This is a genomic window from Bacillus sp. UNCCL81, assembly GCF_900112535.1.
GTDB classification, from domain to species: Bacteria; Bacillota; Bacilli; order Bacillales; family Bacillaceae_G; genus Gottfriedia; species Gottfriedia luciferensis_B.
The window spans coordinates 1046908-1069612 of sequence record NZ_FOMF01000002.1; the positions used below are offsets into that span (position 1 = coordinate 1046908).

The window sequence follows — 22705 nt, forward strand, 5'->3', positions numbered from 1 at the left end:
GACATATTTTAATTGCGATTTCTGATTTTTATTTGCAATGACATCGTTTAAATTGCGATGCTACTTACCCAAAACAAAAAAACACGGTCCAAAAAAGACCGTGTTTTCTATATTAATGAGTTACTTTAGAATTATTTAATTTATCACGTAATACCATTTGTAAGATACCACCATGACGGTAGTAGTCGATTTCAACTTCGCTGTCGAAACGAGCAACTACTTCAAATTCAACAGTTGTGCCGTCTTCTTTTGTTGCAGTTACTTTTACAAGATCACGTGGTTTAACATTCTCATCTACATTAACAGCAAATACTTCTTTACCGTTTAATCCAAATGTTTCAGCATTTTCGCCATCTTTAAATTGAAGTGGTAAAACACCCATTAATACTAAGTTACTTCTGTGGATACGCTCGAAGCTTTCAGCAAGAACTGTTTTGATTCCTAAAAGGTTTGTTCCTTTAGCAGCCCAGTCACGAGAACTTCCCATACCGTAGTCATTTCCAGCTAAGATCATTAATCCAGTACCATCTTCTTTATAACGCATTGCTGCATCATAAATTGACATAACTTCGCCAGTTGGCCAGTAAGTAGTGTATCCACCTTCTGTACCTGGAGCGATTTGGTTACGGATACGGATATTAGCGAATGTACCACGCATCATTACATCGTGGTTACCACGACGAGAACCGTATGAGTTAAAGTCTACAGGTTTAACACCTTTACTTTGTAGGTAAAGTCCTGCAGGAGTTGTTTTACCAATAGAACCAGCTGGTGAAATGTGGTCAGTTGTTACTGAATCACCGAATTTACCAACGATTTTTAAACCAGCTAATGGTTTAACTACACCTGGCTCTTTTGATAATCCTTCAAAGAATGGAGGATTTGCGATATAAGTTGATTCGCTATCCCATTTGTATAAAGAATCATCAGTTGTTTGAATTTCGTTCCAACGTTTGTTATCTTCAAATACTCTTTCATATTCTTTTTTGAATAATTCAGGAGTAACTGTAGATGCAACTACTTCTTGAACTTCTGCAGATGTTGGCCAGATATCTTTTAAGAACACATCGTTTCCATCTTTATCTTGACCGATTGGCTCAACTGAGAAGTCGATATTTACATTACCTGCTAACGCGTAAGCAACTACTAATGGTGGTGATGCTAAGTAGTTACCTTTAACTTGAGGATGAATACGTCCTTCGAAGTTACGGTTACCAGAAAGTACAGATGTTACTAACATATCATTGTCAGCAATAGCTGCTTCCATTTCAGGAGCTAATGGACCTGAGTTACCGATACATGTAGTACATCCATAACCAACAATGTTAAAGCCTAATTGATTTAAGAAAGGAATTAATCCAGCTTCTTGTAAATATCCACTAACAACTTTAGATCCAGGAGCTAATGAAGTTTTTACATAAGCAGGTACTGTTAATCCTTTTTCAACAGCTTTTTTAGCTACTAAACCAGCACCTAACATAACGTATGGGTTTGAAGTATTTGTACAACTTGTGATTGCTGCGATTGCTACTGCACCTGTTTTAAATGTTGTTTCAGTACCATTTTCAAATTTAACGTTTACTTCTTTATTTAATGCTTCGTCAGTTAAACCGAATCCTGCATTACCCATTGGAGCAGAAACTGCTGCTTGGAATGCTTTTTTCATTTCAGATAATGGGATTAAATCTTGTGGACGTTTTGGACCAGAAAGATTTGATTCAATTTCTGAAAGATTGATTTCTACTAAATCAGTAAATGTAGGATCTTCTAAGTCAGCTGTATAGAATAAATCATTTGCTTTGCAGTAAGCTTCAACTAATTGAATTTGCTCTTCAGAACGACCTGTTAAACGTAAGTAGTTAAGTGCCTCAGCATCAACTGGGAAGAATCCACATGTTGCACCGTATTCAGGAGCCATGTTTGCAATTGTAGCACGGTCTGCTAAAGGCATACTTTGTAAACCTGGTCCAAAGAACTCAACAAATTTATTTACTACACCTTTTTTACGTAAAACTTCAGTAACTTTTAACGCAACATCAGTTGCAGTAGTTCCACTTGGTAAAGCACCGATTAATTTAACACCGATAACTTCTGGAACTGGGAAATATGATGGTTGACCAAGCATACCTGCTTCAGCTTCAATACCACCTACACCCCAACCTAATACACCAATACCATTAATCATAGTAGTATGTGAGTCAGTACCCACTAATGTATCAGGGAATGCAACAACTTCACCATCTTCATTTGCAATTGCATGTACTACATTTGCTAAGTATTCTAAGTTAACTTGGTGTACGATACCAGTTGCTGGTGGAACTGCACGATAGTTATTAAATGCTTTTTGAGCCCAGCTTAAGAATTGGTAACGCTCTTCGTTACGAGAAAATTCTAAATCCATATTGAAATCTAATGCATCCACTGAACCAGCTTTATCAACCATTACAGAGTGGTCAATTACTAGATCTACTGGAATTTCTGGATTAATTACTTCAGGGTCTCCACCCATATCAGCCATAGCTTTACGTAATGAAGCTAAGTCAACTACAGCTGGAACACCTGTGAAGTCTTGTAAAATAACACGAGAAGGTTTAAACGGAACATCTACATCTTGTAGCTCGTTTGTTCCCCATTTTGCTAAATTTTCAACATGATCTTTTGTAATTACTCTTCCATCTACTTGACGAAGAACTGATTCTAGTAACACTTTAATCGAATAAGGTAATTTACCGATTTTAGCTACTCCAGCTTCCTCAATTGCTTTTAAGCGATAATAATGATAAGTTTTATCGTTCGCAGTAAATGTCGAACGAGATTGGAAAACGTCATTTTTCCCCATGTGTTCTTCCCCCTATTAAGCAAAAAATGTCTGAATATATTTTATATCCAAACTTTTCAATACCTTACAATAATATATTATTACAATGTATATCATAAGTAAATAACAAGTAACTTATCATTTGTAATAAGTATTACTTATGACCTTTTAAATCAAATAGGTCATTTAATAATACTTTACCCAATTATAACAACATTTAAATCAATATAATTCGATTAAGTTTTTTGGAGTTCGTGAGCATTTTGTGAGCATTTTGTGATTTTTCTAGGTGTGAGACTGTAAGAAATGTGAGCAAAAAAAAGACTCCTAAATTTTTCTAGGAGTCTTTATATTTATATATTTATTATTTTTTAATCCAGTTTCTACATATATCAATCTGGTTTTCTACAGATGAAACCTGTTCAACTTTATCTGTAGAAACACGAACATAATTTGCATAATTGCTAAATGACTTGTATAAGTTGACTTTTGATTTTCTTAACAACTAAAGGGGATATAGTTGCATAAGAGATTGTTAAATTAGGCCAATTCAAAATAAATATAGATGCTCCTTCAAAAGGATGATAAATTTAGGAATAAGGATGTTTTTGCCTTAGTTAGAAAATAGATTGTAGTAAATTAAATGGAATAATGATATCCATTTAAAAAATCATTAACAAATAGCTGAAATGAGGAATTTCAACATGGAATATAGGGGAATCAAATTACATGAAAGTGTGAATTTGAACGGAAGTAACTCATGGAGCATATTGAAAGCGTTAGATAGCTTAATTGATTTGATGGAAAAGGAAAAATACAAAATCATAAGCGTTTATAAAAATACAATCGAAAAAAACAAATTTATTTGTTCGAATAATCATGAGTTTGAATTAAGCTCTACGTTCTTACTTTATCGTAATCGAAGGTGTCCAGAATGTAAGGAACTAAATAAAAAAACTAAAGAATATAGAGGAATTACTGTTCATAAAGATGTTGAATTAACTAAGACGATGAAAGATGGCTTGGTTCTTTTTATTGATTTGGTAGAGGAAAAAGGGCATGAAATTAAAGGAATATTTATTAATAATACAACACCAATTGAGATTGACTTCAAATGTGAGCATGGATCTTACGAAGTTCCACCAAAGTATTATAAAAGATATAAAGGTAAATGCGGTAAATGTTCTAAATTGGAAGCAAATGAAAGAAATTTTAATCAAGCTAAGGACAAATTTTATCGTACTCTTGAAGAAAGAGGTCATGAAGCATTAGACCCGTATCAAGGGGCAAAAGTCAAAATACGGATTGATTTTAAATGTGTACATCCACCACACCCAATTACACCGAACGATTATGACAGATATGGTTGTCGCAATTGTGGGTTCGAAGCAATGGCATTGAAACAATCGCAACAAGCAAGAGAAGAATTTTCTTTGTTGGTTAAATCAAAGGGACATACTTTATTAAGTGATTATATTAATAGTCATGAAAAGGTTTTAATTGATTTTCATTGCGAACACGAACCTCAATGGGTCATCCCAAATGATTATAAAAATGAACATGGCTGTCGTAAATGTGGAGGTACAGACCCGACAGTTGCAAAAGAACGATTTTTAAATGAAGTAAAAGAAGCCAATTATAAAGTTAATGGAGAGTACGTTAATAACAAAACAAAAGTACCGTTGATATGCGATAAAAAACATAAATTTGAAATGACTCCAAATGATTTTAATGGTGGAGCTAGATGTAAATATTGTAAGCGTTCTAAAGGAGAAAGAGCTATTTGCAATTGGTTAGACAAGCAAAAAATAAAGTACGAAATCGAATACAGATTACCTAAAAGGACATGGAAATACGATATTTACATTCCTTCTTTAAATTTAATTATTGAAGTTCATGGGATACAACATTATAAATTTCATAAAAGATTTCATGAAACGAAAGAAGATTTTGTAAAACAACAAGAAACCGACCGTAAGAAGAAAGCTTATGCAGAAAAATTAGGTTATCAATATGTTGAAATAGATTACCGAGAACATAAACAAAACCTTACCCTGGAACGCTTCAAAAAATTCTTCGAAGAATTTAAAACAAATCAACTATTTAAAGTTGAAAAAGGTCAGTTAACTTTTGAGTTTTAAGACTAAATGTTTCTATTCTACCAAAAACCAAAAGAAAAATTCATTTTTAATCATGTTTAACTGGATAAAAAATAGTATCTGCAAAATGGATATTAACGAATGCGTTAGTTCTATAAAATTTAGGCTGCCTATATGGACAGCCTTTATTTAGTTCAAAAATCAACTTTTAATTTAACAGAACCTATGAATTACAAAAAGACTCTCATTGAGAGCCTTTTAATCTTTCTATTGGTGGTAAGGTCATGTGTAAAACAAATGGTACTGTACTTTCTCCCCCTGTTCTTAATATATTAATTGCATGGTATCTTTTTAACTTCATACATTGCTCTAAATCAAATGGAGTAACTTCTTCTAAAAACGCTTTCCAGGTATCTTTAGAAGTTGGATAAAGATGATAATGAGGTAATGCGTTTTTGATGGCTAATCTTGCTTCTTTATGGATCTGCTCCCAATAATGAAATAACCAGGTAAAACTAACTCTCCATTTTCTACTTTCTACAGCCATACTTTTCCATAGTGCAGCACTTCTATTAAATTGATGCGGCTCATCAATCACTACGAAAAATGGGAATTGATCTTCCTCTTTTCTCATCTGCATAGCTAAATTAATTTTAGTCATTAATAAGTTACCAATTATATTAATTTGTTTAGGTGTTAATCCATCCATTTTGCTCACATCAATAACAAAAGCTTTTTTCTGACTTAATATTTTCACGAAATCCAATTCATTTTCACCTTGGAAGCATTCATTTAGAAACGGATCGCCCATAATCATATCCAAGCGATTGTAAATTGGTCTCACTATCTTCATTCTCATTCCGTCTTTTTCATTTTCATATTGTTCTAATGTAATTTTATGAAGTCCTTCTGGCATTCTTTTAATTGCATCTTTTAAATACTTTTTATCTTCCATGATCTTAAATAGTTCATTCATCTTAGTTGTTTTCATAGCAATAACAAAGGCTCTTAAATACCTTTCGGTTTGGACTGTATCCTCTAAAGAATCCTCAAAAAATGATAATACTGTATCTTGAATAATCGTCTTACTATCCTCGCTGTACTTCGCTTCACACCAATCAAATGAAGGCTTTAACTCTTTGATATTAATAATTTCATATTCCTCTGGCTTTAAAACTTTTTTAATTTGCTCTGACACTTGTTTCTTTGCAGGATCTATAAATACACCACCAAAACCATTTTTAACAGCTTCAACTAACTTATTAGCTCCATAGCCATCTGTTTTCCCTTGACCCATTCCTCCGATTGTACAATAAGGCAAACAAACTTCATCCCAATTATCTACAGGCATATAAATATTAGTTTCTGCTCCTTTATAAGTATTTGAACCTAATAACATACCTCCATTAGTTACTGCTGCTGGAATAACTGTCTCTGACATTGTGATTCTTTCAAGGCTATACTTCTCTTGTAATGTAGATCCTGGAAGATACATCAATCTAGAAACCTCTAGACTACTCATATAATTTGACTGTAGCAAACCTATTTTTCTTTTTTTCATTGATTCAAAGTATTTAATGTTTCTTTTATTAGGAAGTAATTTGTTATCACCATCAAACACATTAAAGGCTGTTTCTATAGCTCTAATTAGAATGTCTTTCCGCTTTTCCTCGCACTCGATACAAATATTTATCCTAACCTTATATCCTCCATATTTGGCCTTCTGTTGTGTTTCAGCACGAAGTACTCCATCCTTTAACATACTAGCTCTTTCAGATGCGAAAATATCATGCTTATCTGGAGTAAATCCCATTAGTTCCACCATTGTACTATGAGCGCCCAAAATAACTCCTGCTACTCCTTTTACTGTTAAGTTTGCTACTTCTTTCTTATTGAATCGGAACTTATGAGGAAGTTCTCCTTTTTTAAATCCCTCATATCCTTCTTTCACTCCTATTCCCCAATCAAAATGAAGAGGTATACATAATATTTGAACCAGGCACTTTTCATTCTTTTTCATAAGACCAATTGTTTCTAATAGGTAAACTAACCAATCTGTCCTCCTATCTACTTTTAAAGATAAAAAATAATGACTTTTATAATCCATGGTTTTCATAGCAATTGGATTAATTTTATTTAGTGGATCGTCTACAGCTTTAACTGTGATATTTGGAAAGGAGGATAACAGAGTTTTTTCAGTAAGCTCCGCCATCCCATTATTAGTTGTGAGATTAAATGATGTTTTATTTTTCTCCATGTAGATTTCGTATGAGAAGAAGTTTTGTTCTTTATCTTTGTAGCGCTGGTAAGGTGTTTTGTATTGGTTTAAAGCTTGAGTAAGATGGCCCACTTTATCATTTGTTAATCTACTATCCGGTATGAGTTGGAAGTGTTTCATACTTAAGCCCCCTTAATCGCTTTTCCTACTTCCATCACGATAGACATTAAACCAGGTGCAAATTGCAATCCGATAAAACCAACAATAGCCCATTTAATCATGTTCAATCCTTTATGTTTTTGACCGATCATTATTAATACGCAGCCAGCACTAATTGTAAAGAAACAGGCAGGATATGCAAAACCAGAAATTGCTTGAAATAATGGATCAAATGCATGAGCTACTCTATCTCCTATCGCGGTACTAGCAGGAATGACATCTTTAATAATAATGTTATCTGAAGCAGCTGAAGCAACTTTATTAATAACAAACGATAATCCACCGCCTAAAGCACTTCCACCTAATAAAGTTGGTAAAAAGCTTTTATTCTCCTTTGGTAATTTATATGATCCATCCATAAAATCTTTGAATTTAATTACCTCTGTTTTCATCTTAAGCCCTCCTTAAATAAGTGAAAGTAAGATATAAGATAATGACCCAACACCAATGCATTTAATAGCTGTTTTAGGCATACCAAAGCAAATTAAGATAAAACCTAAACCCATGATAATAAAACTAAATTTCATACCTAATAATACATATGGAGCAGCTTTAACCATTGCATAACCAGTAGCGCCATTTGAAGCCTGGTGTAAAATATGTTCGCCTAAGAAGTTCCCAGTTTTATCTGCTACCCAAAATATACCGTCATGTATTCCTTTTTGAAGCTTACTAATAATTTCCATGAGTTTTTAGCTCCCTTCAGTAAATAATAAGATAAAGGAGTGATAGTTGTGGCTTTGTTAACTAAGTTAGGATGGGGAATGGTAATTGGCGGATCTGCTATGGCAGTTTTAAAGGCTATTGGGAATTTTTTAGGATATTAAATTAACTGATTAGCGAAATCATCATCTTTTTGATCTTCACTCTCAATTAATTGTTGATTGATTAATTGATACGGCTGGCCTGGAGTCGCATCTTTTTGAATTAATGATTTAATGTATCTTGAAAAGTTCTTCCTACTCGCTGCATGTTCAAATAATTTCCTTTCATCTGGATCACTAATATTAAAACAGACATTTTTACGTTTAAATTCATTTCCCATAAACTCTCTTCCCAACTTCATAGAATCCTGCAGCATTAGCGAAAACTGGCGGAAGTTCCACTAAACTTCCTCTTACGTTTACAATCGGCCCTATTAATTGAGCATTTGGAAAATATTCAACTAAATAAGGTATTACTTTCTCTGCTGCACCTCCTACAATATAAACGTCATCCTCTTTTCTCCATTTAGTTAGAGCGTTCACTGCAATTTTACGGGCCAAGTCTCTTGGATCTGTTGCTTCAATATCTTCATTACCTTCTGAAAATCCACCGTAAATAGTCCACGAATTTAAATCAGAAAACTTTTTATCTTTCATAGTTGCTAAATTAACTGTTCCACTTCCAATATCAATCATGCGAATTTGGCCAGGTTTCATAATATTAAAAAATGCGCTTGCTCCTTCCGCTGCAACTTCACATTTTAAAATGGTAAATGTCTTTTCAATTCTATTAACTGTTATTGTGTGCTCTCCTTCTAACATCTCTCTTATGATTTTCTTTTCTGACTCAATGTGTTTAGTGATCGGTTGGCCAACAATAATTTTTAAATACTTTTCATCAGTGTATAAATGAATACCGATTAAAACTCTTAACAAAGTATCTGTGTTCGCTTTACTATCCCCTCTTATGTTTCCTCCAGAAGAACTTTCTAAAGCTAAACTCCCTGCAAATCCTTTCTTTCCTTTATAGCAAAATTCAATATCACAGCTACCTAATATATCTTTTAATCTTCGTTCCCTATATTCACCTATAGCCGAAAGGAATTTTAAGTAACCTATTGGGCCAATAATTTTAACTTCATTCCCTCCCCCATCAATTCCTAAAATCATGTAGTCTTTCATAGTCTCACCTCTATTGTGATGTAGGTGTGAGGTAAATTAGTTTAGGTGTGATGTGCCTCCCACTTAATAAAGCATACTAACGTCCACACAAAATCTTGCCTGTACCACCAAGAAAAAACTTAAAGGGATTATAAAAACCTTATAGAATACATCATTAGGTGATAATAATGAAAAATAATTTAAGAGTAATTCTTGCAGAAAGAAGAATTAAAAAAGGGTTATTTGCTGATCAAGTTGGAATCAATAGGAATACTTTAAGTTTTATTGTTAATGAGAAGAGTGTACCAACCTTAGAAGTTGCTTTAAAAATTGCAAAAGCACTCGATATGAAAGTAGAAGATATCTGGAGTTTAGAGGAATAAAAATAGCCCCTGTCATCGACAAGGGCTTAATTCTTCTTATACAATTCGTGTAACCTTATAACATATCTTAAGTTCTCTTGTTCATTTCGTAATGAATACATTCTTGGACGTAAAGAGTTTAAAAATTTTTCATGTTTCAACACTTCTACTCTAATATCCTTAGAATGAAATGCAAGCTGTGCATTTCGAATCTGTTCATTTTTCCCATCAATTGATCCATTTACTATTAGCTCTGATTCTATATCAGTCAACTTCGCTTTCCATTCTAATAACTCATTCGAAAAGTAATAATATTCCTCTTCTACTCTTTTTAATTCTCTATTTACTTCCAGAAGTCTTTTGGCGATAGACTCGAAGTTGTTCATACCTGGACTTCCCCTCCATTCTTGGACAAGCACCTGATACCGGCTGAAGCACTATCAGTGTATGCCATGGATATAGAAAAATTGCCTGTACCACGAATAGAATTTATAAAAATAATTGAAATAATATTTTATTGGAGTACATTAAATGAAAACAATAAAAATTGATCACACAACGATTATCATTCATGGAGACTTCGTTAACTTATCCCAGAAGAACATCAGAAGTGGTACCAAGAGGAATACGATAACGGTAATCCGATTGTATTGGAAATAGTGAAGGCTTCACAAGCTTGTTATGAAGATTAATTAGCAACTCACTTCGGTGGGTTCTTTTTTATTAGAGGAAAGATTGTACTTTTAAGAGAATATAAATAACTTATAAATTAGATAGGGAGGAAATTAAAATGAATGCAAATGGAGTAAACGGACAATTAGAGATAAATGGAAATAAGATTGTCATTAAAAGAAAAGGCATGCTTGCTAAAATGACTCAAGGTTTAAAAGGTGATAAAGAGATTTTAATTAAACAAATTTCATCTATTCAATTTAAGCCTGCAGGATCACTTACAAATGGATATATCCAATTTGCGTTCTCTGGTGGAAAAGAAAATAAAGGCGGTCTTTTTGATGCAACTAAAGACGAAAACTCGATAATGTTCAATAAGAAGCAACAAAAAGAATTTGAAGCAATTAAAGCTTTAATCGAGGAAAAGTTAGAAGAGTTCCACAATCCTGCCCCAGCTGCAACTCAAAGTGCTCCAGATGTAGCAGACCAAATTAAAAAATTTTCAGAGTTACGTGACAGTGGTATTATTTCACCAGAAGAGTTCGAAGCTAAGAAGAAACAGTTATTAAATATTTAACTTGAGGTGTATTAGTTGTTCCCACTAAAAAACTACTACGAATCGTTCATCAAGAAAGAAATAGTCGGAATGAAAAAAGAGACAGCATTAAAAAAGCTTGGAAATATGCTAGCATGCCCTGTGATAACTAAGGATACTAAGGAATCTGTTCACGTTAGATTCTTCAGCTGTACTATGGAAATGAAACCGAATATGGATAGGTGGTTAGGTACAATTGCTTTGAGGATTGAAAATGGAGTTGTGAAAGAATCGGCTATTAGTGTTCCGGAGGATAAAAAATAGTATTAACTTGAAAAAGGCCCTCCGCATGGGCCTTTTTTGTTTGTTCTAAAAATGATGAGACTATACATATTCTTGTCTAGAGGAAACAATATTAATCTTATATTAAAGGAGTGGGTATCCAATGTTCTTTAATAATAAACAAGATTCTAATTTCGAAAAGCACGATATCTTTGATAAAGAATCCAACAAAAGCTTTTTTGCAATTACTGAACAAAAAAGTAACGGAGGTAACACGTTTTTAAGCCTTGAATTATTCGCAGAGGTAAAAGAGTTATTTGGGAAATTTGAACGCGCAGTCATCTGTGATAAAAATTCTTACATTAGTGATCTCACTACAATTCAACGTACGATGCAGAAAATTAACGAACAACATAACGACTATTTAGTTCTTATTGATGATTCGGGTAACCAACTACACTTAACTGGTTGCAAGAGTGGATATACTGGTACTGGCGCAAGAGGTACGTTTGAATTACTAGCAGACCTGGGATTTGATATAGACATGCGTTTTATTATAACAGCGCATGTTTTTGATATCCGTCTATCGGAATATTATAAAGAAAAATATTCGAGAATTGCGGAAAGGGACAAAGAAAGGTTTCTAAAAAAGTCATAATAAAAATAACCCTGCTACCAAGTGGTAACAGGGTTATTTTTATTATTTAAACATTTTTGCCCAAGTTAATACTCCTGCTTTTCCATCATCATCAAGTTTGTTTTTCTTTTGGAATGCTTTTAATGCTTTTTCAGTTATAGAGCCAAAATCATTATCAACTTCGATACCTAATTCTTTCTGAATGAGACCAACATATTTATTCTTATCTCCTTTTTTAATTACTTTACCTGGGTAAACTGGAGACTTTGGCTTAACTACAGGTTTGACAACAGGCTTAGGCGGGCTAAGGATTAAACCTACTTGTTTTTTGAAGTCCTCAAACTTAACAGGATCTTTAACAAATGGTGAAGGGCAATCTTTTTTCGTTACATCATAGTGTCTTACAATATCGTTTTCTGTTAGTTTATAAGTTTTACATAGCTCTGCAATATCAGCAATTGCACGATTAATAGTGTCTTGATGAATTGTTCCATCTTCCTCTACACACATTTCATAACTTAAAGTGTATAAGTTAGCATTAGGAGCGATTTCTTTAACTCCTCGATAAGCTGATCCATCATCATTGCGTTTTTGTACATCATTTGCATGGTAAGCCACTTCATTTAAAGGAATAATACAGACTGATTCATTTTTATCTCCAAAAATATGAGCAGAAGCATAAGTACCTTTTTTACCTTGTTGCTCCGCCAACTTGCTTTGGGCTGGTAATGTAACTCCAAAATAAGTTACGTGTCTTTTAGCACTTGCACCAAAGTTTGCAGTCCAATGAATTACAATTTTTCTTACTTCCTTTAAAAGGGTACCTGGTCTTGTATATTTGTTTTTTGGAATAAAATCATTTCTCCAAGTCATTTTGAACCTCTCCTTTATCGAAAGATTTCAATTTGTCTTCTACTTGTGCAGGAAGCACCACACCAATTGCTCTTAAATTCTCTACAATGCTTCCACCTTCTTTATAGATAAAAAGTGCAAGTGTGAAGCCTGTTAAATAGAAGTTAAGGCCTAATACAATATCAAGAGCTAGTACAAATACAATTCCTACAAGTTCACCAATCCATCTAATGATTCCATCACGCATAACTCTTGATTTATATTGGGAAACACCTTTCCAGGTCTTAAGTAAACCTGTAACGAAATCTAAGAATTTAACAAGAAAATAAAACACTAAACCTGTTTGAATTAACTTTGGTAATACCGAAATAAAATCAATCTCCATGATCTACCTTCTCTCAAATAATATAGGCCTGTCAGAAAACAGGCCATAAAAAATACACCTTACATTACATCGTTTGTAGGTGCAGACATAGGTAAAACTACTTCATCAGTTATTAAAGCTACAGTTTCATCATATTGCTCTTGAGTAATATATCCACGCTCTAAAGCGTTTAAAATTTGTCCTCTTGTAAAATTCTTAGCTGCATAATTTTCAACAGGAGTATAATATTCGGCTGGAATGTTTACTAATTTTTGTTTTCCATATAAATAAATATCTCTTGCGTAAGGTCCTATACGAAATGAATATACTGTCATGTTGTTATCCCCCTATTGTCCTAACTTTTCTAGAATGAAATCCATAAATACTTGAGTGTCTTCATTGCTTTGGATTAGTTGCTGTTTTAATGAAGCATTCTCTTCTTTTAATTGTTCGATGTCTGTTTTTGGGAGAGGTTTATTTTTAATCTCTTCTAACTCTTCCTCTGGGATTGTTTCGACCCAAGCACCATTTTTAAAAACTGGCTTGTAGTTCGGTTGAGGAAGTTCTACTTCTGTACAATCGGTTGGAATTGGTTCATCTGATCCAATTATTACTGGCTCGATGTATTTTCCATTACCATCATATTTATATAATTGTTTCATCCTTTTTCCCCCTATTGTTCAGCAACAAATTGGATATTGTTTAAAGATACTGCATTTGTTCCGTTAGACGAAATTAAAATTATTTGCCCCGAAGTACCTACCGACCATACACAAGGATTAGTCGCTGCACTTGTAGCATGAGCGCCAGCAATATTTAAAGAATAAGAAGCTGGTCGGTATCCTACTGGCAATGTTGCAACGACTGTTCCATTAGCTAGTCCTGCTGAAATCTCACCTTCCAAGTATACAATTCCGTTTAATTTCGTGTATTTTGGTGTTCTTGAGTTATTAACGGTTGCCCCGTTTTGTAGTGTCAAATTTGTAAATGTTGGGTTAAGTTGGAATATATTATCGGCATTAAGTTTTAAACTCCCACTACCGTCTACTTTTAAAATAAAATAATCAGAACTTGTAACACTATCAGCAAGTGCTCCTGTTTTTGGGAATAATATGCCTTCCAGTGAAGCATCTAGCTCATCATTAAAGACGATTGTATTACACCCTCTAATATCTTGATTATTCATATGAATACCGTACAAACCGCTATTGAAACTGCCCGCAGTCGTTCCACCACTATTTGATTTTATCAGTAATCCACCATAGATATTTGAGTTTACAATATCAGCACCATTTACTACATCCCCTGTATCGTCATCTGGAGTTGAGTTGACTAATCGACTTTCTGTTAAAGTTTGTGATACAGCAGAGAAATCTGGATACTGCCAAACAGTATCTGTCACTACAGCAGCCCAAGGCATTTTTGAAATAACCTCAAAACGAATATTATCCCCTGCTTCAAGCGCTGGATTTCCTTGCCAATCCATTACAAAAGCATAGAATACTCTACCATTAATGGTAGCAGCAATACTATTTACATAGGATTGAGTAATAAATGGGTTTTTGATTCTTAGCTCCATGTTCTTGACTTTTGTACCGCTTGTATAAGTATTACCGTTGTAGTCAATACCTGTAATTTGCTCAAGGATATAAAGGTCAGTACTTCCAGACACATAGTCAAAATAGTTGTCATCCATAACAGTTAGATCGGATGTAACAAATCTTTGGACATTGAGTTGCATAGTAGATGGCGAAGAATTGTCTGAAAAATTATTGTCACATCGAAAAGTTATAGTATAACCGTTTATTTGGGTTATTGTACCTGTCTGATACAAATAATCCCCGACTTTTACTCCAGAAGAATCCCAAAGAGTTCTACTTGCCGAGTTTACAGTCCATGTGTAGTATTGACCCAGAACGTAGTTTGATATATTAGTATCGAAAGTAATCGCTGAAGCAGTAACCCAAATAGGATTGATATTTGGATCTGTATTTTTCGGTACTTTTACAGCTATTTGACCAGACCTATTAATTACACCCCATCCAGCCATTAAACCAGCCATGAACCCTAACATTTCTCTACAAGTAAATCCTGTTTGTTTATTTATCGTAGTAGTTGGGTATGTTCCAGATAACGGAACCCCTGAAAGAGTTGAAATCCTAGACATAACATTGGCAATAGTGTCTGTTGCTCCTGCTGTCCAAGTATAGTCTATATCTAAGTTTGTCATATAATCAGAGCAAGATAGCGTGTACCTTTTCACAACACTTTCGTATTGTATATCGTCAACAATAAATTTCCCTAGAGAAACATATTCGTAAGTTGCCCCACCAACATTAACCCCGACAAAAGGTTCAATTGTTGTTTTATCTACAGCAAAAGTAGGAGTTATATTTTGTAATACTACGTTAAAAACATTCGATATAGCTGTACCTATTTCAAATACATCCGATAAAGATACAGTGTCATGGAATTCCCAAGTTACGATTTTACTAGAGTCATATGTCGTAGTACCATTCATTACGATATAAGAATCTACTATTCTCGAATTAGCCATCATATTACCGTTAAAGAGGTTAGATGCAGTTATCATTCTTAACCTCCTACAGTTCTATAAATTCCATAGATATTTTATCCCATCTACCTAACACATTGTTATATAAAGGAGCGACACGATCCCCAACATAAAACTCTTTTGTTGTTATCCCTAACATTGGATCAAGATATTTGCAAAAGAAACTTGTTGCCCCTCCATTATGGAGTGCTGTCAGTATCGTCTGCATTTCTGCTATTGTAGTAGGGGGGAATGTGACAGAGATTTTTCGTTTAATTGCAATTCGTGTTCTTACTAAGTTACCATTGGCATTACGAGTAGATTTTTCTGAATCTAAATCTAATATTGTAACTTGAAATTCGCTAGGTGTTTTAACAGCTACAGTTGATCCTGCGCTTGCTCCGATTTCTAGGAATGCCATAATATCAACCTCCTATATTTTCAGAATTGGTCTGCCAGATTGTCGTCTGAGGTCATTTATATGACCAAGAGCAATTCTTCCTAAATCTCTGCCACCGACTTGAACTACTATGTCACCACCGCGACCTCCAGCCATAGAACTAGCCAATTTGTTTGCCAAGGTATCCATCCAACCTGTGTTATTCTCTAATGGTAAAACCGCTTCACGACCAGCTTCACCAATATTAGCAATAGTTGAACCTGTAGTAATACCGCCTTTTGCTAACTTAGGAATTTTACCGATTGTAGGAATACCAGAAACTCCAGGGATTTTATTTAATTTCTTAACCATCTTATTTACTGCATCAATCATACTGTTGATAAATCCAACAGCTTTATTGTAAACAGTTTTAAAACCACTTGTAATTGAACCACCTAAACCGCTTGTTATGCTGCTAAATGCCTTTCTAATCGGACTAGCGACATTCGAACTAAACCAACTAGTAATATTTTTTGATCCTACTTTAGTAATACCAGATTTAATATTAGACCAAATATTCGAACCGATACCAGATCCAGAAAACCCGCCAGTAACATATTTTAATACATTATCTCTGAACCATTTTGATTCGTCTAATTTACTGAAGTAACTTCTAATATTGTCCCAAATCTTCCAGCCAATCCCGTCGCCCCCGAACGCTTTTGATACATTATCTCTAACACCTTGAAACCATTTAGTTTCGTCAATCGCTAAGAAATAACCTTTGATATTGTCCCATATTTTAGAACCGATACCAGTACCACTAAAAGCGCTTGTTACTTTACCTAAAACGTTATCGCTGAACCATTTTGTAATATCGCCAACTTTACCAGTTGTAAAAGCAAACTGAATGTTATTCCAGATCTTTTCACCTAGCGCAGTAGTAGATCCACCTATATTTTCGAACGCGGTTGAAATTTTAGGGAAAATATTATCTTTAAACCATTTCCCACCGTCCCATGTAGAAATTTGTTTCCATGCCTTTTCCCATGTTTCCATTTTGAATAAACCTAAGATAAATTCTTCACAACTTTTAGTAATACCCGACCATGTTTGTTTGAATATATCGAATTCCTCTTGAAGTTTTTTACCCCATTTATCACCGGCAATATTGACTAAGAAGTCAGCGAACAGATCGTAAACATCCGAAACAAGTTCCTTTGTATTTTTCCACGCTTTGCTCCAATCACCGTTTAAAACATCAGCTATAATACTAAAGATATCCCCTAGAATATCCAGTGAATCAGCTACTAGATCGATCGCTACTCTAAATGTGGTCATAGCTAAATCTAACGCGTCATTTACAAGACCTTGAATAAACGGTGTATTCCATATATCAACTAAACCTTGCCAGAACTTATCTGCACCAGCTTTCAAGTTATCCCATTCTGGTTTTAATGAAGCAAGCCATTTCTTTACATTGTTCGCCCATTCTTCCCATTTACTTTCATTATCTGGTGGATCTCCTTCGTTTCCACTTCCAGGATCAATTACACCACCGCCACCACCAGAACTTCCCCCAGTGCCAGGATCTGGAGTGTTTAAAATTCCAAAAGAAAGGATATTTAGCGCATCGAATCCTGCTAAAGTGCTTTTCATTGTATCGACTGCTTTTTTAACCTTTTTACCAGTTTTAGTGAACTGATCACCTAATTTACCAACAGAGGTTGTTTGTTTATTCGTTGTAGCAGTCTGCATTTGGAATGTTTTCGTTGCATCTTTAACCTTCTTTTTGTTACCAAATAAAGCATTCATAAATGAAGCTACTGCACCTAAAGCTCTTGTTACGCTATTTGCAAAAGCAGTTAAATAAGGCAACGCTGCATTTAACATTGGCAAGAAAGCTTGACCTAAAGCGAGTCTCACATCTAATAATGCAGCTTTAAATATATTCATCCTCATAGCTGTATTATCTGCGACTTCGATACCTAGATTTTGACTTACTTGTTGTAAAATATGGTGGTAAAGGATGGTTTTTTGCATATTCGTACTAAGTTGCGCCCAAGGTGTTCCATTTGCCATTTGTTTATAAGCATCACTTTGCATAATAGCACTAGCACGAACATTTACTCCTAGTTCATCAGCACCATCTGCTTCTTGATTCATAGCAGAACGGATACGATCAGAAACTTCAGTCATAGCCATCCCACGTTTAGAATTTATAACTGCTGCAACTTTCATCATTTCTGTTGTTTTTGCTAATAAGTCCGCTTGACTTGTTGCAATCCCTTTAAAGTTTAATGAAAGAGTATTTGCAAGTTCGGCACTTTGTAATTTAGAATACCCAAGTGATCTACCAACCGAATCTTGCCACTTAGCAAAATCATTTATACTTGAACCTAATGTTTCACTAAGTGTTCCCATCAATGCTTCAAATTTCATTGCATCAGATGTTGCATCTTTAACTAAAGCGCCAATTCCAATAGTAGCTAATGTTCCTGCTATTTTCCCTACAACTCCTTTGATTCCACTTTGAAATCCACTTAATGTGCTTTTAGCTTTGTTCATTTCTGACTTCATTTGTGACATATCCGCACCAATACGGACCAATAAGTTTCTTAAACCACTAGCCATATGTTTACCTCCTTCCTTTAGTATGTAGTACCTTCAAATGCTGCGTTCATGACTTTGACCATGTTCAACATATGTTCAGCAGACATTTTTTTCTCTTTGATAAGTTGTTTGCCTATTACTTCTTCAAGACTTGGCATCTTTTCAGCTCTTTGCCAAACCGCACCCAGCCAAGCTAAAGTAAGCTTATCTTTATGTTCAGTTTCTAAACGTTTATTAAATGCCTTTACATGAAGTCCAAGTTCATACGGAGTCATTTCCTCGTAATCTTGTATTCTAATTCCTATTTCAACAGCGATAGACAATGTTTCGTCAAAGTCATAATCCTTATCTTCCACTATTTGTCCATCGCCATTATGTTTTTTAATTCATCACCATCAGCACCAAAAGCTCTAGAAACAGCTTCTGCAATTTTTTCGATAATCACTTTATAGTTCTCAGCGTGTTCTAGTATGTCTTCAACTTTTTCCAAAGTTAAATCTTCATTGTTACTTTTTGCATCCACTAAAAGGCCACAATACATGTAAATTTCAATTTCTTCTGGATCTAGATTAGTAATCGATTCATCAATTTGAACTAAAGTTTTTCCAGTCATTGCTTTTAATTGTTTTAATGCTTTGTGTCCAAATCTAAGATTGCGTGGTTTATCAAGTTTAATAATTACTGTTTCGCTATTTTTACTCATGAGAATTTCCTCCTTAAAAATATAAATCTATAAAAATTAATTGTTGATTTTAGAACAAATAAAAAGACCACAAAAATGTGGTCTTGCCTTTTCCTTATACAACTAACACATGCATTAGTTGAGTAAATTTAAACTTTCTATTATAGGTTGTTCCACGTGTCGACACCCATAATCCCATCTATAATATGATTAACTGCCTAGAAGTGTCTTTTCGTAATCTTCTTTATACATCCATTTATAGCCACTGGCACTTTGTCGTTTGCCTTTGCAAACCGCTGGTATATGACCTATGGGTATATTTAAAGAGTTAGAAATTTGATTCATGCTACTCCAACAATCAATAAATATACCATCCAAAGTGAGTCGTATGATTTCTTTTGGATTCCAATCTTGCTTTATCAAAGCTTCATAATTGCACCAGTTTAATAATTTACCTTGTTTTAAATATTTTATAATCGTATATCTACTTAATTTCATGATTTTACTGATTTCAGTTATATTATTATTATCAACCCAATAATCACAAGCCTTTTTGATGAAACTATTGCAAGCAACTTCATGACATTTCAACCAATCAATTTGGTCTAAATTAAAGATAGTAGCTAAACGGCTGGATAGGATACTGTTTTTGATGTATTCGAGTTCTGATTTTTCACAATCTAACGACACAAAAATTTTAATGTTATTTTCTTTAGCGAGATTCTTTTTTAACGCATCATTTTCTCGTTCTTCTTCACCTGTTTTGCCGCCAATTTCAGAAAAACCCCTTACATTAGAGTGTTGCTCGCCGTGCGTTTCAACAATCATAATCCAAGAAGGGAAATAAAAATCATATATTTTTGTTCCATTTAATTTTGAATTAGTATGAAGAACGTTTTTTGACCAGTTGAATGTTTTTTGAAATTCAAAATCCACATTTAATTGGGTTATAAACTCAAAAACGAACTTCTCTGGGTAACTTAACCCATCTGAACATCTTGGACAGGAAAACCCACGTCGAGTTACTGCTTTGATTTGCATTGTTTTTTCAAAATCACAATTGTTACATAGAAAAATCTCTTTTTTATCACTATGAGCAGTAACTTCATAGCCTCGTGAATTGTTTTTCAACAATTTAGCTATTTGCGAGTGCGTTGTCCATAAATCATTGAAGTCTTTTAACGTCCTATGTCCTGAACAATAAGGACAATTAGTATTTTTATCAGTTGTTCTATCAGCAACTCTCATTGCATATTCGTGTTGATAGTTAGGACAAATCCAAAGACATTTTTCATCAGTTCCGTATGAAATTTCTTTTGGTGTTTTTGTATTATTTGGGCTAAATTCAGACAATAGATATTCCTTCCCTCTATTTTGCGCGTAATACTCTAATGAATTTTCATAAGGCATATTTTTTTTCCTAATCATTCCCGCATAAACAGTGCCACATTTAAAACATCTATCTTTTCCATCGTTCTTTTTTCGGGATGTCATTATTACACTAAAAGGTTGATCGGGAATGTGTTTCCCACAATCATCACAAATTTTGGTTACTTTTGCCGACGATGAACCTTTTGGTAAATGCTCTATTTTCACCCATATTTCTGTTCCTTTTGGTGTTTTCATCCTTCCTTTTTTATCTTTCGATCTAGGTATGTCATAGCCTAGATCTTCATAATGCTTAATGTTATTACCTAAAACAACCCAAACTTCTTTTTCCAGTATAGCCAACGTTTCCCCTCCTTTAGCTATTTATTTGGTACAGATAATTCCGTTTCAACAGGCCAAATCCATTATACTACAGTCAACACATCTAAAGTAATGACTTCTGTGAATACATATTGTCCAGAACTTACAAGTTCTGGACTTCATACTTCTTATATTTTTTCACAAAAAAAAGACCGACAAATCGTCGATCCTGTTAAGTAACTAACGCATGCGTTAGTTGTATAAGAATCCTTGTATTGATGCAACGAACACAAACAAAGATACAAAAAAATTAATATAAGCAGTTCTTTTTCTTTTTAATCGAAATTCCGATATACCTGTTACCAAAAACATTGAACCTAAGAAAAAGAACATTATGGCATTAATACCGTCTTACTAGATATTAAGCCATAGATAGCCAAAGTGAAGGCGATCACACCAGGTATTATTCTTAATAACTTCAACATGTTTTCCTCCGTTACTTAGTGGTAGATTCATTATTTAATAAGTAAACATTCATTATTAAACAAAATTAATAGATGCAACTACTAAATTAATTATATTACTAACGCATGCGTTAGCCATCCATAAATCCTCAGATTCACAACAGTGAATGGAAGTTTATATCGTACTCCCATGGTAGTTGAAGAAGGAAAAATTGTGAATTTTTTACTGATTTTTCTTCTTTCCGATAGTGTTTATGTTCCAAAGTTTGAGTTGTTAAGACCTATTGCAATAAAGATGCAAGATACTAGGATAAAGAGGAGAATGATCGCAGCAATGACCTTCCAGATACCTCGGTAACTGAACCAACAACAAATTGCTGATAAGATATAAGCACTTAGGAATAATGGCACATACCTAGCCCCTACTCTTCCATAGATAAATATTTTAAAAATCAAGCACGCAATGAGTAGTACAAGAATGGAAACAATACCTAAATATTTTCTCAAAATGCCCCCCACTTCCCATGATAACCATTACCATATTTTACCATATGTAACAAAAAAAAAGGACGCATAGTAGAAATAAAATATTTGCTTATTTCACTGTTATCTCTTATAACTTCCGTTCATCTTATTAAACTAATCTGCTATTTAGTTGAATAAGAAAATAAAAGACAAGGAATTTAATAGTCTTAAGCAGTTTTAACAACAGCAACTTCATATACTTTTTGAGTCTTACCAGATTCAGTTGCTAAAATGGTTAGCATCTTAGAACCAATTACAGACATTGGAATTGATGCAGAAGGTGATCCACTTGTTAATACTTGTGAGAATACACCATCAATAAAAAGTGATAATGTGTGGTTTGCTGCCGTAGCAGTAATTTGTACTGAAGTGGCAGTTACACCACTAAATGAGTAAGTGTAAGTACCGTTATTAAATGTAGGAGTTAATGTTCCACCTGTACCAGTTAAAGATAAACCTGTAAGCCCTCCAGATGGCGTTAGACCAAGTGAAGGCTGTCCACTTACTTTAATAGTAGCTTCAAATGGAATGAAATCTTCTTTTTGAGCATCTGTTTTAACGTTTGTAACGATACCATTGAATGTCCAACTTGCTCCTAATGAAGAAGGGAATAGGATTGTAAATGGTGTTAGCGCTCCAGAATTAAATGCATTATAAACAGCGATTTGACCAGTAGTATCAGCTGGATTAAAAGTCCCAGAAATATTCACCTCTCCACCATCTTTTAGACCTTGAATAAACGTTTTCCAACCATTACTATCTAAGTTCGTAGTTTCTAAAGTATCTGCAGATAATTCTAAACCACCAATTGAATTAAGCTCTGTAATATTATTTGCGCCAATTTGTAATTTTGTACCCATTGCAGCAGTAGCCATT

General features: G+C 34.0%; 25 protein-coding genes. 6 read left to right on the top strand and 19 right to left on the bottom strand.

The genetic code is table 11. The features are described from left to right. Positions 1–112 precede the first annotated feature (112 nt). Positions 113–2839, bottom strand: coding sequence for an aconitate hydratase AcnA (gene acnA, locus BM319_RS05165; protein ID WP_069032369.1), 2727 nt, complete (start codon positions 2837–2839; stop codon positions 113–115). A 683-nt stretch (positions 2840–3522) separates the two neighbouring features. On the opposite strand from acnA, the gene BM319_RS05170 reads away from it, so the two are divergent. Next, positions 3523–4959: a PDDEXK family nuclease gene (locus BM319_RS05170; protein WP_091021451.1), complete on the top strand. Its 1437-nt coding sequence runs from the start codon at positions 3523–3525 to the stop codon at positions 4957–4959. A 202-nt stretch (positions 4960–5161) separates the two neighbouring features. Here BM319_RS05170 and BM319_RS05175 read toward each other — a convergent pair whose 3' ends face one another. From BM319_RS05175 to BM319_RS05195, 5 genes are all read right to left on the bottom strand, one after another. Then, complete coding sequence (locus tag BM319_RS05175; protein WP_091021453.1) at positions 5162–7315, bottom strand: ATP-binding protein; 2154 nt, start codon at positions 7313–7315, stop codon at positions 5162–5164. Between the two features lie 2 nt (positions 7316–7317). Further along, complete coding sequence (locus BM319_RS05180; RefSeq protein ID WP_091021455.1) at positions 7318–7746, bottom strand: hypothetical protein; 429 nt, start codon at positions 7744–7746, stop codon at positions 7318–7320. 12 nt (positions 7747–7758) lie between these two features. Next, complete coding sequence (locus BM319_RS05185) at positions 7759–8040, bottom strand: hypothetical protein (RefSeq protein ID WP_091021457.1); 282 nt, start codon at positions 8038–8040, stop codon at positions 7759–7761. A 137-nt stretch (positions 8041–8177) separates the two neighbouring features. Beyond that, entirely contained in the window at positions 8178–8399 is a 222-nt protein-coding gene (locus BM319_RS05190; protein WP_091021459.1) for a hypothetical protein, read from the bottom strand. Continuing rightward, positions 8389–9240 carry a ParM/StbA family protein gene (locus BM319_RS05195; RefSeq protein ID WP_091021461.1) on the bottom strand — a complete coding sequence of 284 codons (852 nt, stop codon included), beginning with the start codon at positions 9238–9240 and terminating at the stop codon, positions 8389–8391. The genes BM319_RS05190 and BM319_RS05195 overlap by 11 nt, the downstream gene beginning before the upstream one ends. A gap of 167 nt (positions 9241–9407) precedes the next feature. Between BM319_RS05195 and BM319_RS05200 the strand changes: the two genes are divergently transcribed. After that, entirely contained in the window at positions 9408–9602 is a 195-nt protein-coding gene (locus tag BM319_RS05200; RefSeq protein ID WP_091021463.1) for a helix-turn-helix transcriptional regulator, read from the top strand. Between the two features lie 26 nt (positions 9603–9628). Here the strand turns inward: BM319_RS05200 and BM319_RS05205 are convergent, their stop codons facing one another. Beyond that, a complete protein-coding gene (locus BM319_RS05205; protein ID WP_091021465.1) occupies positions 9629–9967 on the bottom strand; it encodes a hypothetical protein in 339 nt (112 codons plus the stop codon). 145 nt (positions 9968–10112) lie between these two features. Between BM319_RS05205 and BM319_RS24995 the strand changes: the two genes are divergently transcribed. The 4 genes from BM319_RS24995 (at position 10113) to BM319_RS05220 (ending at position 11728) form a co-directional block, all read left to right on the top strand. Then, positions 10113–10241: a hypothetical protein gene (locus tag BM319_RS24995; protein ID WP_286143682.1), complete on the top strand. Its 129-nt coding sequence runs from the start codon at positions 10113–10115 to the stop codon at positions 10239–10241. Positions 10242–10371: 130 nt separating this feature from the next. Further along, a complete protein-coding gene (locus BM319_RS05210; protein ID WP_091021467.1) occupies positions 10372–10830 on the top strand; it encodes a DUF4429 domain-containing protein in 459 nt (152 codons plus the stop codon). A gap of 15 nt (positions 10831–10845) precedes the next feature. Beyond that, on the top strand, positions 10846–11112 hold the full coding sequence (locus BM319_RS05215) for a hypothetical protein (RefSeq protein ID WP_091021469.1): 267 nt from the start codon (positions 10846–10848) through the stop codon (positions 11110–11112). A gap of 121 nt (positions 11113–11233) precedes the next feature. Further along, a complete protein-coding gene (locus BM319_RS05220) occupies positions 11234–11728 on the top strand; it encodes a hypothetical protein (RefSeq protein ID WP_091021472.1) in 495 nt (164 codons plus the stop codon). A 42-nt stretch (positions 11729–11770) separates the two neighbouring features. Here BM319_RS05220 and BM319_RS05225 read toward each other — a convergent pair whose 3' ends face one another. The 12 genes from BM319_RS05225 to BM319_RS05280 form a co-directional block, all read right to left on the bottom strand. Continuing rightward, entirely contained in the window at positions 11771–12580 is an 810-nt protein-coding gene (locus BM319_RS05225; protein WP_091021474.1) for a peptidoglycan recognition protein family protein, read from the bottom strand. Further along, positions 12564–12944, bottom strand: coding sequence for a phage holin family protein (locus BM319_RS05230; protein ID WP_091021476.1), 381 nt, complete (start codon positions 12942–12944; stop codon positions 12564–12566). The genes BM319_RS05225 and BM319_RS05230 overlap by 17 nt, the downstream gene beginning before the upstream one ends. Positions 12945–13003: 59 nt before the next feature. Beyond that, positions 13004–13258: a hypothetical protein gene (locus BM319_RS05235; protein WP_091021478.1), complete on the bottom strand. Its 255-nt coding sequence runs from the start codon at positions 13256–13258 to the stop codon at positions 13004–13006. 12 nt (positions 13259–13270) lie between these two features. After that, complete coding sequence (locus BM319_RS05240) at positions 13271–13585, bottom strand: YomQ N-terminal domain-containing protein (RefSeq protein WP_091021479.1); 315 nt, start codon at positions 13583–13585, stop codon at positions 13271–13273. Positions 13586–13596: 11 nt separating this feature from the next. Further along, the gene (locus BM319_RS05245; protein ID WP_091021481.1) at positions 13597–15516 is read right to left on the bottom strand and encodes a hypothetical protein; all 1920 of its coding nucleotides are present in this window, start codon (positions 15514–15516) and stop codon (positions 13597–13599) included. 10 nt (positions 15517–15526) lie between these two features. Then, complete coding sequence (locus tag BM319_RS05250) at positions 15527–15898, bottom strand: DUF6711 family protein (protein WP_091021483.1); 372 nt, start codon at positions 15896–15898, stop codon at positions 15527–15529. A gap of 12 nt (positions 15899–15910) precedes the next feature. Then, positions 15911–18490: a phage tail family protein gene (locus BM319_RS05255; protein WP_091021485.1), complete on the bottom strand. Its 2580-nt coding sequence runs from the start codon at positions 18488–18490 to the stop codon at positions 15911–15913. Between the two features lie 17 nt (positions 18491–18507). Beyond that, entirely contained in the window at positions 18508–18825 is a 318-nt protein-coding gene (locus tag BM319_RS05260) for a hypothetical protein (protein ID WP_091021487.1), read from the bottom strand. Continuing rightward, positions 18825–19172 (bottom strand): hypothetical protein, encoded by a 348-nt coding sequence (locus BM319_RS05265; protein WP_091021489.1) that lies wholly within the window; start codon positions 19170–19172, stop codon positions 18825–18827. The genes BM319_RS05260 and BM319_RS05265 overlap by 1 nt, the downstream gene beginning before the upstream one ends. A gap of 189 nt (positions 19173–19361) precedes the next feature. After that, complete coding sequence (locus BM319_RS05270; RefSeq protein ID WP_091021491.1) at positions 19362–20882, bottom strand: zinc-ribbon domain-containing protein; 1521 nt, start codon at positions 20880–20882, stop codon at positions 19362–19364. 210 nt (positions 20883–21092) lie between these two features. Next, positions 21093–21233, bottom strand: coding sequence for a DUF3953 domain-containing protein (locus BM319_RS25215; RefSeq protein WP_091021493.1), 141 nt, complete (start codon positions 21231–21233; stop codon positions 21093–21095). A 763-nt stretch (positions 21234–21996) separates the two neighbouring features. Beyond that, positions 21997–22704: a phage tail tube protein gene (locus BM319_RS05280; protein WP_091021495.1), complete on the bottom strand. Its 708-nt coding sequence runs from the start codon at positions 22702–22704 to the stop codon at positions 21997–21999. Position 22705 lies beyond the last annotated feature (1 nt).

Excerpts from the sequence above, each read along its gene's own strand:
- BM319_RS05265 (WP_091021489.1), bottom strand. The coding sequence starts at position 19,172 with ATGAGTAAAAATAGCGAAACAGTAATTATTAAACTTGATAAACCACGC.
- acnA (WP_069032369.1), bottom strand. The coding sequence starts at position 2,839 with ATGGGGAAAAATGACGTTTTCCAATCTCGTTCGACATTTACTGCGAAC.
- BM319_RS25215 (WP_091021493.1), bottom strand. The coding sequence starts at position 21,233 with ATGTTCTTTTTCTTAGGTTCAATGTTTTTGGTAACAGGTATATCGGAA.
- BM319_RS05225 (WP_091021474.1), bottom strand. The coding sequence starts at position 12,580 with ATGACTTGGAGAAATGATTTTATTCCAAAAAACAAATATACAAGACCA.
- BM319_RS05245 (WP_091021481.1), bottom strand. The coding sequence starts at position 15,516 with ATGATAACTGCATCTAACCTCTTTAACGGTAATATGATGGCTAATTCG.
- BM319_RS05200 (WP_091021463.1), top strand. The coding sequence starts at position 9,408 with ATGAAAAATAATTTAAGAGTAATTCTTGCAGAAAGAAGAATTAAAAAA.
- BM319_RS24995 (WP_286143682.1), top strand. The coding sequence starts at position 10,113 with ATGAAAACAATAAAAATTGATCACACAACGATTATCATTCATGGAGAC.
- BM319_RS05210 (WP_091021467.1), top strand. The coding sequence starts at position 10,372 with ATGAATGCAAATGGAGTAAACGGACAATTAGAGATAAATGGAAATAAG.
- BM319_RS05220 (WP_091021472.1), top strand. The coding sequence starts at position 11,234 with ATGTTCTTTAATAATAAACAAGATTCTAATTTCGAAAAGCACGATATC.
- BM319_RS05185 (WP_091021457.1), bottom strand. The coding sequence starts at position 8,040 with ATGGAAATTATTAGTAAGCTTCAAAAAGGAATACATGACGGTATATTT.
- BM319_RS05230 (WP_091021476.1), bottom strand. The coding sequence starts at position 12,944 with ATGGAGATTGATTTTATTTCGGTATTACCAAAGTTAATTCAAACAGGT.
- BM319_RS05170 (WP_091021451.1), top strand. The coding sequence starts at position 3,523 with ATGGAATATAGGGGAATCAAATTACATGAAAGTGTGAATTTGAACGGA.
- BM319_RS05240 (WP_091021479.1), bottom strand. The coding sequence starts at position 13,585 with ATGAAACAATTATATAAATATGATGGTAATGGAAAATACATCGAGCCA.
- BM319_RS05175 (WP_091021453.1), bottom strand. The coding sequence starts at position 7,315 with ATGAAACACTTCCAACTCATACCGGATAGTAGATTAACAAATGATAAA.
- BM319_RS05280 (WP_091021495.1), bottom strand. The coding sequence starts at position 22,704 with ATGGCTACTGCTGCAATGGGTACAAAATTACAAATTGGCGCAAATAAT.
- BM319_RS05255 (WP_091021485.1), bottom strand. The coding sequence starts at position 18,490 with ATGGCTAGTGGTTTAAGAAACTTATTGGTCCGTATTGGTGCGGATATG.
- BM319_RS05190 (WP_091021459.1), bottom strand. The coding sequence starts at position 8,399 with ATGGGAAATGAATTTAAACGTAAAAATGTCTGTTTTAATATTAGTGAT.
- BM319_RS05195 (WP_091021461.1), bottom strand. The coding sequence starts at position 9,240 with ATGAAAGACTACATGATTTTAGGAATTGATGGGGGAGGGAATGAAGTT.
- BM319_RS05250 (WP_091021483.1), bottom strand. The coding sequence starts at position 15,898 with ATGGCATTCCTAGAAATCGGAGCAAGCGCAGGATCAACTGTAGCTGTT.
- BM319_RS05235 (WP_091021478.1), bottom strand. The coding sequence starts at position 13,258 with ATGACAGTATATTCATTTCGTATAGGACCTTACGCAAGAGATATTTAT.
- BM319_RS05180 (WP_091021455.1), bottom strand. The coding sequence starts at position 7,746 with ATGAAAACAGAGGTAATTAAATTCAAAGATTTTATGGATGGATCATAT.
- BM319_RS05205 (WP_091021465.1), bottom strand. The coding sequence starts at position 9,967 with ATGAACAACTTCGAGTCTATCGCCAAAAGACTTCTGGAAGTAAATAGA.